This window comes from Collinsella sp. TM04-29 (assembly GCF_003466565.1).
Taxonomy (GTDB): domain Bacteria; phylum Actinomycetota; class Coriobacteriia; order Coriobacteriales; family Coriobacteriaceae; genus Collinsella.
In genome coordinates, this window is sequence record NZ_QSPW01000008.1 from 38,569 (window position 1) to 53,357 (window position 14,789).

Genomic DNA, 14,789 nt, shown 5'->3' on the forward strand with positions numbered 1-14,789 from the left:
CATGACCGAGGAGCTCGAGAAGCAGGGCGGCGTTGATGACGCCGTTGCCGCGGGGCTGGTCGAGGAAACGGCTGTCACGTCGACCGAGCTGGATGACGCCGCCAAGGCTGCAGTCGAGCGCGAGGCTCGCCGCCAAGCGCTCTACGAGGAAAACGAGCGTGCCGAGGACGAGCGTGCCCGCGCCGAGGCAGAGCGTATGCGCGACGTGGACGACGAAGAAGAGGGCGAGACGCCCCGGGATACCTGGACGACGGTGCGCCGCCTGTGGAGCGAGGCCGTCGGCGACCATTGGCGCTTCTACATCGTGTTCGCGAGCATCGTGTTCTACGTCATCTTTAACACCGCCGCGCCGGCATACAGCGCCCGCGTGATCGATGAGCTGTGGGGCCACATTCAGGTGGCGTTTGCCAACGGAACCACCTTCAACATCACTTGGGAGAACTGCGGCAAGACCATCTTCGTCTACTTTATGATCTGGACGGCCGCTGCCTCGTTCTATGCGCTCCAGAGTTTTTTGATGTCGAGTGTTGCTGAGCGCCTCAACCTGCGCCTGCGCAACCGCATCGCGCAAAAGCTCAGCCGTCTGCCGCTCGCTTACTTTGATGCGCATCGCCCCGGTGAGGTAGTCAGCCGCGCGACCAACGACCTGGACAAGATGTCTGAGAGCATGCAGCGCGGATTGCTGCAGCTGCTGGTGTCGATCGGCACCGTGACGGGCGCCATCATCATGATGTTCGTCTATAGCGTTAGGCTCACGTTGATCTTTTTGGGTTTTACGGTGGTATCGCTGCTGGTGACCAAGGTGGTCTCGCGCCGCACGCATGACGTAACCGGTGAGCGCCAGGAATGGGTCTCCAAGATTACGAGCGCGGTTGAGGAGGGTTACTCGGGCCGTCTGGTGATTCGCGCATTCAACCGCGAGCACCAGAGCTCTGCTGAGGTGCACGAGGCCTCGGGCGAGCTGGCGCGCGTGAGTGCCAAGGCCGACTTTATGATCAATGCCGTCGGCCCTGCGGTACGCTTTATCGGCCGTTTGGCGCAGATCGTGATCGCACTGGTGGGCTGCAGCATGCTGGTTGCCGGTCACATGACCGTCGGCGTGTTCCAGGCGTTCTTCCAGTTTATCTACGAGGCGTCCGAACCCATGACGCAGCTGTCGTTTACCTTTAACTCGCTGCAGAGCGCGCTGGCGAGTGCGGAGCGCGTGTTCGACCTGCTCGATGAGCCCGAGATGGAAGCCGATCCGCTGCCGGACGAGGCCGCCAAGCTGCCGGGTCGCGTAGAGGGCCGCGTCTCCTTTGAGCACGTGCGCTTTGGTTATTCGCCTGACAAGCCGCTTATGCGCGACGTGTCGTTTACCGCCGAGCCGGGCCAGAAGATTGCCGTGGTGGGAACCACGGGCGCAGGCAAGACGACGCTCATCAACCTGCTCATGCGCTTCTACGAGATTGACGGCGGGCGCATTACGCTCGACGGCGTGGATACGAGCCGCATGGACCGCGGCGAGCTACGGCAGCAGTTTGGCATGGTGCTGCAGGACGCCTGGCTATTTGATGGCACGATTGCGCAGAACATCGCCTACGGCTGTCCCGAGGCGACGCGCGACGAGATCGTGGCGGCTGCGCGCGCCGCGCAGGTCGACTTCTTTGTGCGTACCATGCCGCAGGGCTACGACACGCGGGTGGCCAACGATGCCGAGAGCATTAGCCAGGGTCAGCGCCAGCTGCTGACCATCGCGCGCGTGCTGCTCAACAACCCGGCGATTCTCATCCTGGACGAGGCGACCTCAAGCGTGGACACGCGCACCGAGCTTGCCATCGGCCGCGCCATGGACGCGCTCATGCGCGGGCGCACCAGCTTTGTGATTGCGCATCGCCTGTCGACGATCGTGGATGCCGACCTGATTTTGGTCATGGATCACGGCAACATTATCGAGCAGGGAACGCACGAGGAGCTGCTGGCTGCCGAGGGCGCCTATGCCGACCTCTACCTGAGCCAGTTCGCATAATGTGACAAAGGAATAGTCCCTTTGTCACATCAGGAATAAGGCGCGCCGGGGATGGATTCCCTGGCGCGCCTTTGCGTTGGCGTCGATGTTGTCGGCGGCCGTCCGCTTTTAGCGTTCGTCCACGAGTTTGGCGACGAGGGCCTTAAGCTCGGCCACCTCTTGCTCGAGCTCTTTGACCCGGCGTGCGTTCTCGGTGATGCCTTGGCGGTTGAGGGCGCTTTGCTCGGCTGCGTCGTCGGGCATGTACTCGCGATGCTGCTTGGCGTCGAAGGTCTCCTCGAACACGCGGCAGCCGTTGCGTTTGATAATGCGGCCGGGCACGCCCACGACGGTGCAGTTGTCGGGCACGTCTTTGACGACAACCGAGTTGCCGCCGATTTTGACGTTGTTGCCAATGCGAATGTTGCCGAGCACCTTGGCGCCTGTGCCCACGGTGACGTTGTTGCCCAGGGTGGGGTGGCGCTTGCCGGTCTCGTTGCCGGTGCCGCCAAGTGTGACGCCCTGATAGAGCACGCAGTTGTCGCCCACAATGGCGGTTTCGCCGATGACAACGCCCATGGCGTGGTCGATAAAGAAATGCTTGCCGATCTGTGCGGCAGGATGAATCTCGACGCCAGTGATATGGCGGGTGATTTGCGAGAGCACGCGGGCGAGCGAGCGATGTCCATGTTCCCACAGCCAGTGCTCGGGCACGTGGTTCCACTTGGCGTGCAGGCCGGGGTAAGAAAGGAAGATGACTAGGCCGTTTTGCGCGGCGGGGTCCTGTGCCTGGACGGTCTTGATGTCCTCGCGAATGGTATTGATAAAGCTCACCGGCCGCCCTCCCTTAGCGCCGCGACAATGCAATTCAATAAAGTATAGCGATTCGCTAGGGATTAGGAAGAGCAATCTTGCTCGGCTTTGCGCGACAGGTGTCAATTATGCAAACTTGCTGGTAATGAAGTCACGCTTTTGTAAGGTCGTGTGCGTTGCCGCGTCACAACCGTATACTGGTCAACTTGGACGTGTCCGCGCCCACAACTGAGAGGTTTTACTTCATGGGTTTCATCAATTTTATCGCCGAGCTGCTTAAGGATCCGCGCACCGCGATCGCCAGCTGGATTGCTGCCGGCCCGCTTATGGCCTATGGCTGCGTGTTCCTGATCATCTTTATCGAGACGGGCGTGGTGTTCTTCCCGTTCCTTCCCGGCGATTCGCTGCTGTTTGCCTCAGGTTTCTTTGCCCACAACGGCGGCTTTAACATCGTGGCTCTGCTGGCCGTCGCATGGACGGCTGCTATCTTGGGCGATCAGTGCAACTTTATGATCGGTCATTTCTTTGGCCAAAAGATCATCGCCTCGGGCAAGGTGAAGGCCATGACGCCCGAGCGTATCAAAAAGTCCGAGGACTTCCTGGACAAGTGGGGCCACCTGGCCATCTTCCTGGGTCGCTTCTTCCCGTTTATCCGCACCTTTGTGCCTTTCATCGCCGGCATGGGCGGCATGCACTGGCGCAACTTTGTCATCTTTAACGTGCTGGGCGGCATTACCTGGTCGACGGTCTTTACGCTGTTGGGCTACTTCTTTGGCGGCATTCCCTTTGTGCAGGAGCACTTTGAGCTGCTGATTATCGGCATCGTCGCCGTGTCGATCATCCCGACCGTGGTCGGTCTGGTTAAGGCTAAGCTGGGCAAAAAGAACGCGTAGCTCGAGCCGGCGCGCAAACCGTGCCGTTGAGGCCCGTCACCCTTTACGGTGGCGGGCCTTTCTACTTCGGTCAAATGAAAATACTTTACTTAGTTAAAGAAAAGCGTTTTATCAGACGCGTACGGGGAGTACAATCTCGTGCATGCGAATCGACGTGCCATCGGCTTTGATGCCGTTCGCGTGTCCCGTCCGGCTCTACGCTCCGGGCGTGCGACGTTGCGACGCGGTCGGCTTCGGTCTTTGCGTGCGGGTTCGCGAGTATGCAACTGTGTATGTAAGGAGCGACATATGACTGTCGAGAAGAAGGATATCGATTGGGGTAGCCTCGGCTTTGGCTACATGAAAACCGATTACAGCTACGAGGCTCATTGGAAGGATGGCGAGTGGGACGAGGGCGGCCTGACCACCGACCACACCCTGCATGTTTCCGAGTGCGGGGGCATCTTCCATTACTGCCAGGAGGTCTTTGAGGGCCTGAAGGCCTACACCGCCGAGGACGGCAGCATCGTCTGCTTCCGTCCCGACATGAACGCTGAGCGTATGTATAACTCTGCCCAGCGCCTCGAGATGCCCCCGTTCCCCAAGGACAAGTTCGTTGAGGCCGTCAAGCAGGTCGTTTCTGCCAACGCCGCCTGGGTTCCGCCCTTCGGTTCCGGTGCGACCCTGTACGTGCGTCCGTTTATGATCGGCTCCGGTGACGTGATCGGCGTGGCTCCCGCTCCTGAGTACACGTTCCGCATTCTCGTGACCCCGGTCGGTCCGTACTTTAAGGGTGGCCTTAAGCCCGTCAAGCTGCGCGTTTCCGAGTATGACCGTGCGGCGCCGCACGGCACCGGCAACATCAAGGCCGGCCTCAACTACGCCATGTCCCTCAAGCCCACGATGGAGGCCCATCGCGAGGGCTATGCCGAGAACCTGTATCTCGACTCCGAGTCCCGCACCTATGTCGAGGAGACCGGTGGCGCCAACGTCCTGTTCGTGAAGGAGGACGGCACGCTCGTCGTTCCTCAGTCGCACACCGACTCCATCCTGCCCTCCATCACCCGCCGTTCGCTCGTTCAGGTTGCTCAGGACCTGGGCATAACCGTCGACCAGCGCCCCGTCGAGTGGGCCGAGGTTAAGGCCGGCACCTTCGTCGAGTGCGGTCTGTGCGGCACCGCTGCCGTCATCTCCCCGGTGGGCGAGATCGACAACAAGGTTTACGGCGCCGACGAGACCGTGACCTTCCCGGCTGGTTACACCGAGATCGGCCCTGTGATGAAGAAGCTCCGCGAGACCCTGACTGGTATCCAGTCTGGTGCTGTTGAGGACAAGCACGACTGGGTCTATACCGTGGCGTAAGCTGCCATAGCTGTTCGGCCCGAGGGCAACCTACCTTTCCGGCGCGTCCTCGGACATGAAAGAACCTCCGCTGCGCACTTCGTGCGGCGGAGGTTCTTTCGTCCTGCGGAGTGCGCCGGAAAGGAAGGCCGTGCTTTTGTTTTGGTTCGCGCCATGTGGGGGTGGTGGCGACGTGCATTTTTGCGAGTATTCTGCAATCGAAGGCCCCTGCATACCGACCTCGGGCAAAAATCGGGATTTCTCGATGTTTTCTACGAATGATGGGCGGGGTTATGGGCTGACAGCGTTTTGATTTGCAGGGACATTCGCGGTCTTTGGCATTTATCGTAGCGCCCGAAGCTCTTGGTTATGTTGAATACTCCTAAAAATGCACGGCGCTTAGAGGGGGACCTTCGCGAAAAAGGAAACCGCCCCGTCGAAGTATGCGTTCGACGGGGCGGTTTATACATTTGGCCGATTAAGGATGCGCTGCCAAACTACTAGAACTTGACGGTCGGGGCCTGGCGGGCTGCTTCGGCGGCCTCGAAGCCCTGGCGCTCCTTAAACTGGAAGATGCCGGCAAAGATGACAGCCGGGAACGTCTGAATGGCGTTGTTGTAGCTGAGCACGCAGTCGTTGTAGCTCTGGCGTGCATAGCTAATCTTGTTCTCGGTATCCTCGAGCGATGCCTGCAGCTGCGTAAAGTTAGTGTTTGCCTTAAGGTCGGGGTAGGCCTCGGCTACGGCGAAGAGCTGGCGCAGCGCACCGGTCAGCACGTTGTCGGCTTCCATCTTGGCCTCGGGCGTGGTGGCCTTGACGGCGGTGTTACGCGCACTGATCACGGCGGAGAGCGTCTCCTGCTCGTGCTTGGCGTAGCCCTTGACGGTCTCGACCAGGTTGGGGATCAGGTCGTTGCGGCGCTGCAGCTGCGTGTCGATGTTCTGCCAGGCGTTATCGATGCGGTTACGCTTGGTGACCATGTTGTTGTAGATGCCGGCGATGGCGCAGACAATCACAATGACAACAACGATGCCGATGATGACGGTAATCATGATGTCTCCGTTTCGAATGGCCGCGGCGGCATGCGCCAGCTGCCGTTGGTATAACGCTACTAGTATACCCGCAACGTTTTGTCGTGCCGAACTTTCCGGTAAGCGTTATGTTTTCGGCGGGGTCGGCACCGGGGTAAAACGCGCGAGGTACAGGTGTAAGATATGCGACAGATTGACGAGTGTTGTCTTTGCCCTGAGGATGGCGATACCAGTGGACCTTCGCATTAAGAAAACCTACCGTGCCCTGTTCGATGCCTTCACCGAGCTTCTCGAGGAGCATCGTTTTGAGGACCTGACGGTTGCCATGCTGTGCGACCGCGCCATGATTCGCCGCACGACGTTCTACAAGCACTTTCGCGACAAGAACGATTACTTTGCCTTTTATATCGATGAGCTCATGTCCGGCTTGCCGCAAAAACAGCCCGATGAGGCCGGCACAGTGTCTGCCGAGGACGTGCGCGCGCTTCGGCACGCGATTTTGGACGATGCCATGGACCTGATTCTGGCCCATGAGCAGCTCATGGACAACATTTTGGCGAGCAGCATGTCGGGAATGCTGACCAACGTTATTTGCGACCGCATTGCCCGCTCCATCCGCGAGCGTGTGATGAACGTGCTTGCCGAGGATGCCCTGGCCCCCGTGTCACTCGAGACGACGTCTGAGTTTGTCGCCGGCGGTATTATTCGACTTTTCACGATATGGTGGGAATCGGGCCACGATCTTGAGCGTCGACCCGAGATGGCCGACGTGGTCGATGCGCTGTTTGAGCGGACCATGACACCGGTGCATCACTAAAAGTGGCGGAGAGAGGGGGATTCGAACCCCCGGAACGCTCTCGCGCTCAACGGTTTTCAAGACCGCCGCATTCAACCGCTCTGCCATCTCTCCGTGAGTCGTAATGATAGCATCGTTTTGAATTTGCAACAGGGAAGGCGAACGATGACGATCACCGAAATCGACGAGAAGTTCATGCGCGAGGCGTTGGCGGAGGCGCGAGCCGCCGCGGCGGTGGGCGAGGTGCCCATCGGAGCCGTAGTGGTGCGCGACGGCGAGATCGTCGCGAGGGCGCACAATCGGCGCGAGCTCGACCAGGACCCTTCGGCGCATGCAGAGTTCGCGGCCCTGTGCGCCGCCGCCCAGGCGCTTGGCCGCTGGCGCCTTTCCGACTGTACGGTCTACGTAACGCTCGAGCCCTGCTGCATGTGCGCAGGCCTTATGGTTAACGCGCGCGTGGGGCGCTGCGTGTATGGCGCGAGCGACGCCAAGGCGGGCGCGTTGGGATCCCTATACGATTTGAATGCCGACTCGCGCCTGAATCATCGGTTTAATGTGGCGACTGGGGTCCTGGCGGATGAGTGTCGTGAGGTGTTGAGCGGCTATTTTAGTGGGCTGCGTGGCACCGATGGTACTGGCTGCGGTTGTGGGGCCGATCTTGAGGCACATGCCGCTCATGCCGAGGCCCTTGCTGACGGCGAGGATCTTGCCGGCGAGACGCTCGACTTTGGTCCCGTGCAGCGCCGGCCTCGCCGTGTGCTGCTGGCGATTGATTCCTTTAAGGGCAGCGTTTCGAGTGCGCAGGCAGAGGGGGTCGTTGCCGAAGGCGTGCGCCGCGTTTGGCCCGATGCCGAGGTGTGCACATTGCTGCTGGCAGACGGCGGCGAGGGAACGCTCGACGCCATTGCCGCGTGCGGCGGTGAGGTTGTGACCTGCGAGGTTGCAGGTCCCTTGGGCGAGCGTGTGCCTGCCCGGATGCTGGTTGATGTCGAGCGCGAGTCCGCGGTCATCGAGATGGCCGAGGCGGCCGGCATTGGGTATTCGCCTTGCACGGAGTCGTCGGCGCTTGCGGCTTCGACCTATGGCGTGGGCGAACTGATGCTTCATGCGGTTCGCGCGGGTGCAAAGACTATCTATATTGGCTTGGGCGGCAGCGCCACCAACGACGGCGGCGCCGGCATGCTGCAGACGCTGGGCGCGCGTGTGGTCGATGATCGGGGCTGCGATGTCGCCCCCGGTCTTGCCGGCCTTGAGCAGGTGGCGAGCGTTGATTTGGCGCCAGCGCTGCAGGCTTTGGATGGTGCTCGTATCGTTGTGCTTTCGGATGTCGAGAATCCGCTCGTAGGGCGTCGGGGCGCATTGGCGGTGTTTGGCGGGCAGAAAGGCTTGCCGACGGGTGACGCCGAGGCGCTGAGCAGGTGCGACAGCTGGATGGTCGGCTACGGTCGTCTGCTCGATACGGCAATTGTCGAGGCTCGGGCCCTGGGGTTGTTGCGCACACCCGAGGGCGCACGGACATTTGGCTCGGTGCTCGGCGTGCCCGGAGCGGGCGCTGCCGGTGGCTTGGGCGCGGCGTTACTGGCGCTCGGTGCGGAGCTACGCTCGGGCGTGGAGACGGTGCTCGATCTGATTGGGTTTGACGAACATGTGCGCGATGTCGACCTGGTCATAACGGGCGAGGGCAATATGGACGAGCAATCTGCCGCCGGCAAAGCGCCGGTGGGTGTGGCCCGCCGTGCCAAGCGATATGGCAAGCCGGTGGCCGCTGTCGTGGGCGGTCGCGCCGACAACCTGGATGCGGTGTACGAGCAGGGCATCGACCTTGTCCTGCCGATCTGTCGCAAGCCCATGGACCTGGAGCGGGCGCTCGATCCGCAAGAAGCCGCAACCAACCTCATCTGCGCCGGCGAGTCTGCCGCGCGAGCCTACGACCTTGGCCGCCTCTAAAACCAATCCCTCCCCAATAACTTGCGGTGAAATACGGAGTGTTTTTGCCTTTAAGGCGCCAATTCAGTCCGTATTCCACCGCAACTTCGTGAATGGCCATCCGAGGCTGGTCGCCTTGTGCTTTGGGTCGGACCGTTTGCCACGAAATGCGGCCATCTACTACGTTTGACCGAGCTACCTCGACCATCCCGGATTTTGTGAAATTAAAACCGCAGGTAGAGAGCTTGCCGATTTCCGAAAAAGTCGGCTATGGTCGACCCCTGCGACCTAAACGTAGTAGATGGGCCCTTTTCGTGGCACAGCACCAGATCAGTCTATTTAGGACGGGGCCTCCTTGACTACTTTCGCCACCCTGATGCCCCACCAGTCAAAAAGTAGTCAAAAAAGCCCCGTCCCAAATTAGCTGTCTTGCCCCATCGGGCGGGAGCAGGTAAGATATACCGAGCGCCTAGCGCGTTCGATGGGTTCGGATGACGACATGTTCCGAATCTGGTCAGGTCCGGAAGGAAGCAGCCATAAGGAGCCTCTGTCGGGCATCCGAATCCATCGAGCGCACGGGCGCTTTTTTTGGTGCCGCGATGCGGTCCCGGTGCCGGCGGGCTGTTTGGTGTCTCGCTGGTCCTCGGCTTTGCCTGCGGGATCGCTCGACTACCAAGCGCCCTGCCGGCACTCGCGGGTAGCCGACCAAAACTGCCTGAAGGGTCACATTTATCTGATAATTGAATCCCTGGCGTTATGTCGCTCGCTGACTGCGCCAAAACTGTGACGTTTTTTACCACCGCTCAAGACTCTTCTGTAACGAGTTGCTTACGCATCTTCAGGGTTCGCCGTACTATCATGAATCAGATTGAAGAGAGATGATGATAGGGAGCGCCTTTTTATGATTGAGTTGCTCAGGCGTTTTGGTGGTAAGTTTCGCAGGTATATGGTGATCGGCCCTGCGTGCAAGTTGATCGAAGTGATCTTTGACTTGCTTACGCCGCTGGTGATTGCCCAGATGATCGATAAGGGCATCGGCGCACACGATGTCAACGCCGTCGTCCACTACGGCATGGTGCTTGCCGCCATGGCTGTGATCGGCATCTCGTTTACGCTCGTCTGCCAAAAGATGGCGGCGCTCACCTCGCAGGGCATGGGCACCGATATCCGTGGTGCGCTCTACGAGCGCATTAATAAGCTGAGCTATGCCGAGCTCGACCGTTTTGGCACGCCGTCGCTTATCACCCGCATCACCAACGACGTCAACCAGGTGCAGCTTGCCGTGGCGCTGGGCGTGCGCATGCTCATCCGCTGGCCCTTCTTGGCGGTGGGCTCTATGTGCGCGGCCCTTGCCATCGACCTTAAGCTCGGCATGATCTTTTTGATTTGCACGCCCGCCATCGGCCTGGTGTTTTGGTTTGTCATGGCGCGCTGCATTCCCTACTACAAGCAGCTGCAGGCAAAGCTCGACCGCATCGCGCTTATCTGCCGCGAGGGGCTTTCGGGCGCCCGCGTTGTTCGCGCCTTTGTGCGTGAGGACCACGAGCGCGAGCGTTTTGCCCAAGCCGCCGATGACCAGGCCAATACCGCCATCGCGGTGGGCAAGCTCTCGTCAATCCTTAATCCCGTCACGTTTTTGGTGATGAACCTGGGCGTGTGCGCCATCCTGTGGGTGGGCGGCATCCAGGTCGACGTGGGCGAGCTCACGCAGGGCCAGGTCATGGCGTTTGTGAACTACATGACGCAGACCCTGACCTCCATCGTGTACGTCGCCAACCTGGTCGTGGTCTTTACCAAGGCGAGCGCCAGTGCGTCACGTATCAACGAGGTGCTCAATTGCGTGCCGAGCATCACCGACGAGGGCAACCAGCCGGTCGCGCTGCCCAAGCCGGGCAATGTCGCTCCCGTTCCTGCGCTGAGCTTGAGCCATGCGAGCTTCTCGTTTGGCGCCGGCGCGGCCAATGCTGTCAACGATGTGACGCTGGAACTCCCGCTGGGCAAGACGCTCGGCATTATCGGCGGTACGGGCAGTGGTAAGTCCACGCTCGTCTCGCTCATCCCGCGCCTGTACGATGCAGGCACCGGCAGTGTGAGCGTGATGGGCTCCGACGTGCGCGCCTGGCCGCTCGACCAGCTGCGCCATGTGGTCGCGACCGTCCCGCAGCGCGCGTCGCTGGTGAGCGGCACCATCCGCAGCAACCTGACCTGGCGTGACGAGTCAGCGACCGACGATGAGCTCTGGGCGGCGCTCGATATGGCGCAGGCCAGCGAATTCGTGCGCAACAAGCCGCAGGGGCTCGATGCCCCGGTCGAGGCGGGCGGTAAGAACTTCAGCGGTGGCCAACGCCAGCGCCTGACCATCGCGCGCGCCCTGGTGGGCTCGCCTCAGATATTGATCATGGACGACTCCGCCTCGGCGCTCGATTTTAAGACCGACGCGGCGCTTCGCCATGCCATCCGCGAGCGCATCGTGCGCGGTGCCGCCGAGGGCGGGCTGCCGCTCACGACGGTCATCGTGAGCCAGCGCGTCTCGACCGTGCGCGATGCCGACATGATCTGCGTGCTCGACCACGGATCGGTTGCGGGCCTGGGCACGCATGACGAGCTGTATGCAAGCTGCCAGCTCTATCGCGAGATTTGCCAGTCGCAGCTGCGCCGCGAGGAGCTCGAGGGCCAGCAGGGGAGCACGGTGCCCGCGTCCGCCCCGACTGCCCCTGCGCCTACTTGCTCAAAGGAGGGTTGCTAGATGAACCCGTATACTTCTTCCGGTTCGGTCGCCACGATGACCGCTAATGTGTCCGGCAACGATAACCTCAACGACCTGGGTGACGGCCCACGCCAGCCCGGCGACCCTGAGCGCTATCCCGTGGGCGCGGTGACGCGCCGCCTGCTGGGCTATGTTCGCCCGCACCGTATTTCGTTTACGGCGTCGTTTGTGAGCGCCGCCATCTCGGTGATTCTGCAGCTCTACACGCCCATCCTCATTGGTGAGGGCATCGACCTGATCGTCGCCACCGGGCAGGTGGACTTCGATGCGCTGCTGCCGCTCGTTACCAAACTCGCGATTGTCGTGATGGGTGCTGCGGCCTTTCAGTGGCTGCAGGGCTACTGCGTCAACCGTCTGTCCTACGAGACGGTGCGCGACATGCGCGTGGAGGCGAGCGACAAGCTCAGCCGCATGCCGCTCGGCTTTGTCGACAGCCATGCCCACGGCGACCTTATGAGCCGCGTGGTCAACGACGTCGATCAGGTGGGCGACGGTCTGCTGCAGGGCTTTACCCAGCTCTTTACCGGCGTCATCACCATCGTGGGCACGCTCGCGTTTATGCTCTCCATTAACCTGGCCATGACGCTCGTGGTGGTGCTCGTCACGCCGCTTTCCATCTTTGCAGCTGGCGCCATCGCCAAGCTCTCCAACAAAAGCTTTACGGCTCAGCAGCGTATTCAAGGGCAGCTCGGCGGTCATATCGAGGAGTATGTGGGTGAGCAAAAGCTGGTGGACGCCTTCGCCTACGGCCCGCACGCTCAGCAGCGCTTCGATGCCCTTAACGCCGAGCTCTATACAGCAGGTGAACGCGCGCAGTTTATGGGTTCGCTCTCCAACCCCGGCACGCGCTTTATCAATAACATCATCTATGCCGTGGTCGCTGTGATCGGCTGCGTGGGCGTGATCACGGCCGTGCCAGCGGCGCTTACGGTGGGCGGCGTGCAGATTTTCCTGTCCTACGCCAACCAGTACACTAAGCCGTTCAACGAGGTCACGAACGTCATCACGCAGATCCAGACCGCGTACGCCTCGGCGCGCCGCATGTTTGCGTTGCTTGATGCGCGCGAGCAGGAGCCCGACGCGGCGGATGCCGTGGAGCTTGTCGCCCCGCAGGGCGAGGTGACCTTTGAACACGTGGACTTTAGCTATGTGCCCGACCGCAAGCTGCTGCAGGATATCTGCATCGAGGCTAAGCCCGGCATGCGCTTTGCCCTGGTCGGTCCTACGGGCTGTGGCAAGACAACGCTCATCAATTTGCTGCTGCGGTTCTACGATATCGACGCCGGCCGCATCTCGGTAGACGGGCGTTCGTCGCGCGACTACACGCGCTCGAGCCTGCGCCGTGCCTTTGGCATGGTGCTGCAGGATACGTGGCTGTTCGAGGGCACAGTGGCGGACAACATTGCCTACGGTTGTCCCGATGCCACACGCGAACAGGTTATCGAGGCGGCCAAGCGCGCGCATGCGCACAAGTTTATCGTGCAGCTGCCAGGCGGCTACGACACGGTGATTGGCGAGGACGGCGGCACGTTTAGCCAGGGTCAAAAACAGCTGCTGTGCATCGCGCGCGTCATGCTTACCGACCCGGCGATCTTGCTGCTGGACGAGGCAACGTCGAGCATCGATACCCGCACCGAGCTGCAGGTGCAGGCAGCATTCGACGAGCTTATGGCTGGCCGCACAAGCTTTGTGGTGGCGCACCGCCTGAGCACCATCCGCAACGCCGACTGCATTCTGGTGATGCGCGACGGCGAGATTATCGAGCGCGGCACGCACGACGAGCTGCTAGCGGCAGGCGGCTTCTACGCCGAACTCTACCGCAGCCAGTTTGCTCAGTGAGCAAGCCCGTGGGGCAAATTAATCAGGTTTGTTTGTCCCATAGAGCGATCGTGTTATATAGCGTTCTACCAGCGCGTGAAACAATTTGACGGTATTTCGTGAAACAATTTGACGGCGTTTTGTGAAACAGTTTTTCGGCCATTCGTGAAACGTTCTGCGGCGGTTTCAGTCCGAAGTACATACATGTTCGAAATCTGTCCAAAGATGTCGTCTGCGTCGCCAATCGACAGACGGTGGTTTACATCTGTCACGTTAGTACTAAGATATTCATCTAATAAATTGCATTAGTGGCTTTAGTTTTGGGGGAAACGAGGCAACGTGACTATGACGTGCTCAATGGTGGTTAACAGCAAGAGCGGTAATACCAGGATGGTTTCGGGCGCGATCAAGCGCACTCTGCAGGCTGCGGGCGTTGAGTTTGTCCATGCCGCGGCGTTGAGTGACGATGCAGATGCAGACCAGGTTGCGCTCGAGGCGCAGGGCGCCTGCGCGGCCGACACAGTGCTCGTCGGTTTTTGGTGCGACAAGGGCGCGTGCACGCCTTCGGTCGCGGCGTTGCTCTCCGCCTTGCACGGCAAGCGCGTGTTCCTGTTTGGCACCTGCGGCTTTGGCGCCGACCAGAGCTATTACCAGCAGATTATCGACCGCGTAACTTCCAATTTGGCTGGGGATGCCGAGCTTGCGGGCTGGGCGATGTGCCAGGGTAAGATGGGCCCTGCGGTCAAGCAGCGCTACGAGGCCATGCTCGAGCAAGATCCCGACAACGCCCGCTTTAAGATGCTGCTCGACAACTGGGTTGCCGCGAAGGACCATCCCACCAAGGAAGATCTGGACAACATGGCGGCGGCGGCCAAGAAGGCCGTGCTGGGCGAGTAACTTCGCCGTTCGCGGTGCCGCGCGTTCAATCGTACAAACGTGAAAGCCTCGAGATTCTCGAGGCTTTTTCTTGACACTTGTGGGCGCAACCGTGGCAAGCGTTTGGGGGTGACATTTTCCATCACCCCGATGACGAGACCGTCCTGGACGACACGCTCGCATGCGTTCGCTGGATGTATTCAGAGTGGGACGGACTTTCCGGATGGATGGGGATTCGGAAAGTGCGTCCCAGAATTTGCCTTTGGAGTGGGATGCAGTTTCCGGTTGAGGGCTCTGGCGGAAAATGCGACCCGGAATTTGCGATCAGAGTGGGATGCAGTTTCCCAACGGAGCCACAAGCGGAAACCGCATCCCACTCCGGACGTGAATTCCGGGACAAGCTTTCCGCGATGCGCATGCCAGGCTACGCTTCTGCTACGAGGCGAGCGCAGCTTCTCATCAGCCCACTCAACTCGCAACGGGTGAGGGGCGGCGGCAGGCGGAGGCGCGGGAAAGGTCTGTCGCGAGTTCCGCACGCAAAGGGGGCCACTTAATGTGGCCC

General features: G+C 60.7%; 10 protein-coding genes, 1 tRNA gene and 1 other RNA gene. 9 read left to right on the forward strand and 3 right to left on the reverse strand.

The features are described 5' to 3' along the window. Nucleotide 1 precedes the first annotated feature (1 nt). A complete protein-coding gene (locus tag DXD39_RS09935) occupies nt 2-2,008 on the forward strand; it encodes an ABC transporter ATP-binding protein (RefSeq protein ID WP_117803968.1) in 2,007 nt (668 codons plus the stop codon). Between the two features lie 108 nt (nt 2,009-2,116). Here DXD39_RS09935 and cysE read toward each other — a convergent pair whose 3' ends face one another. Beyond that, nucleotides 2,117-2,821, reverse strand: a complete 705-nt coding sequence (gene cysE / locus DXD39_RS09940) for a serine O-acetyltransferase (protein ID WP_117803969.1) — start codon at nt 2,819-2,821, stop codon at nt 2,117-2,119. 224 nt (nt 2,822-3,045) lie between these two features. Between cysE and DXD39_RS09945 the strand changes: the two genes are divergently transcribed. Continuing rightward, nucleotides 3,046-3,693, forward strand: a complete 648-nt coding sequence (locus tag DXD39_RS09945) for a DedA family protein (RefSeq protein WP_117582947.1) — start codon at nt 3,046-3,048, stop codon at nt 3,691-3,693. A 288-nt stretch (nt 3,694-3,981) separates the two neighbouring features. Further along, entirely contained in the window at nt 3,982-5,034 is a 1,053-nt protein-coding gene (locus DXD39_RS09950; protein WP_117774105.1) for a branched-chain amino acid aminotransferase, read from the forward strand. A gap of 479 nt (nt 5,035-5,513) precedes the next feature. Here the strand turns inward: DXD39_RS09950 and DXD39_RS09955 are convergent, their stop codons facing one another. Further along, nucleotides 5,514-6,065, reverse strand: a complete 552-nt coding sequence (locus DXD39_RS09955) for a LemA family protein (RefSeq protein WP_082421874.1) — start codon at nt 6,063-6,065, stop codon at nt 5,514-5,516. Between the two features lie 211 nt (nt 6,066-6,276). Between DXD39_RS09955 and DXD39_RS09960 the strand changes: the two genes are divergently transcribed. Further along, nucleotides 6,277-6,861 (forward strand): TetR/AcrR family transcriptional regulator, encoded by a 585-nt coding sequence (locus tag DXD39_RS09960; RefSeq protein WP_099432361.1) that lies wholly within the window; start codon nt 6,277-6,279, stop codon nt 6,859-6,861. A gap of 3 nt (nt 6,862-6,864) precedes the next feature. Here DXD39_RS09960 and DXD39_RS09965 read toward each other — a convergent pair. Continuing rightward, nucleotides 6,865-6,954, reverse strand: a tRNA-Ser gene (locus DXD39_RS09965). A gap of 51 nt (nt 6,955-7,005) precedes the next feature. Between DXD39_RS09965 and tadA the strand changes: the two genes are divergently transcribed. The 5 genes from tadA (at nt 7,006) to bilS (ending at nt 14,248) form a co-directional block, all read left to right on the forward strand. Continuing rightward, nucleotides 7,006-8,787, forward strand: a complete 1,782-nt coding sequence (tadA, locus tag DXD39_RS09970; RefSeq protein ID WP_117803970.1) for a tRNA adenosine(34) deaminase TadA — start codon at nt 7,006-7,008, stop codon at nt 8,785-8,787. 457 nt (nt 8,788-9,244) lie between these two features. Continuing rightward, nucleotides 9,245-9,340: signal recognition particle sRNA small type (ffs, locus tag DXD39_RS09975), an RNA gene on the forward strand. 327 nt (nt 9,341-9,667) lie between these two features. After that, on the forward strand, nt 9,668-11,512 hold the full coding sequence (locus DXD39_RS09980; RefSeq protein ID WP_117803971.1) for an ABC transporter ATP-binding protein: 1,845 nt from the start codon (nt 9,668-9,670) through the stop codon (nt 11,510-11,512). Further along, a complete protein-coding gene (locus DXD39_RS09985) occupies nt 11,513-13,372 on the forward strand; it encodes an ABC transporter ATP-binding protein (protein ID WP_117803972.1) in 1,860 nt (619 codons plus the stop codon). Nucleotides 13,373-13,708: 336 nt separating this feature from the next. Continuing rightward, nucleotides 13,709-14,248: a flavodoxin family protein BilS gene (bilS, locus tag DXD39_RS09990; RefSeq protein WP_233541175.1), complete on the forward strand. Its 540-nt coding sequence runs from the start codon at nt 13,709-13,711 to the stop codon at nt 14,246-14,248. The last annotated feature ends 541 nt before the right edge of the window (nt 14,249-14,789 follow it).

What these genes read in the sequence shown, in the direction of transcription:
- DXD39_RS09955 (WP_082421874.1), bottom strand. Translation starts at nt 6,065, where the DNA reads ATGATTACCGTCATCATCGGCATCGTTGTTGTCATTGTGATTGTCTGC.
- DXD39_RS09945 (WP_117582947.1), top strand. Translation starts at nt 3,046, where the DNA reads ATGGGTTTCATCAATTTTATCGCCGAGCTGCTTAAGGATCCGCGCACC.
- DXD39_RS09980 (WP_117803971.1), top strand. Translation starts at nt 9,668, where the DNA reads ATGATTGAGTTGCTCAGGCGTTTTGGTGGTAAGTTTCGCAGGTATATG.
- DXD39_RS09950 (WP_117774105.1), top strand. Translation starts at nt 3,982, where the DNA reads ATGACTGTCGAGAAGAAGGATATCGATTGGGGTAGCCTCGGCTTTGGC.
- DXD39_RS09985 (WP_117803972.1), top strand. Translation starts at nt 11,513, where the DNA reads ATGAACCCGTATACTTCTTCCGGTTCGGTCGCCACGATGACCGCTAAT.
- DXD39_RS09935 (WP_117803968.1), top strand. Translation starts at nt 2, where the DNA reads ATGACCGAGGAGCTCGAGAAGCAGGGCGGCGTTGATGACGCCGTTGCC.
- bilS (WP_233541175.1), top strand. Translation starts at nt 13,709, where the DNA reads ATGGTGGTTAACAGCAAGAGCGGTAATACCAGGATGGTTTCGGGCGCG.
- tadA (WP_117803970.1), top strand. Translation starts at nt 7,006, where the DNA reads ATGACGATCACCGAAATCGACGAGAAGTTCATGCGCGAGGCGTTGGCG.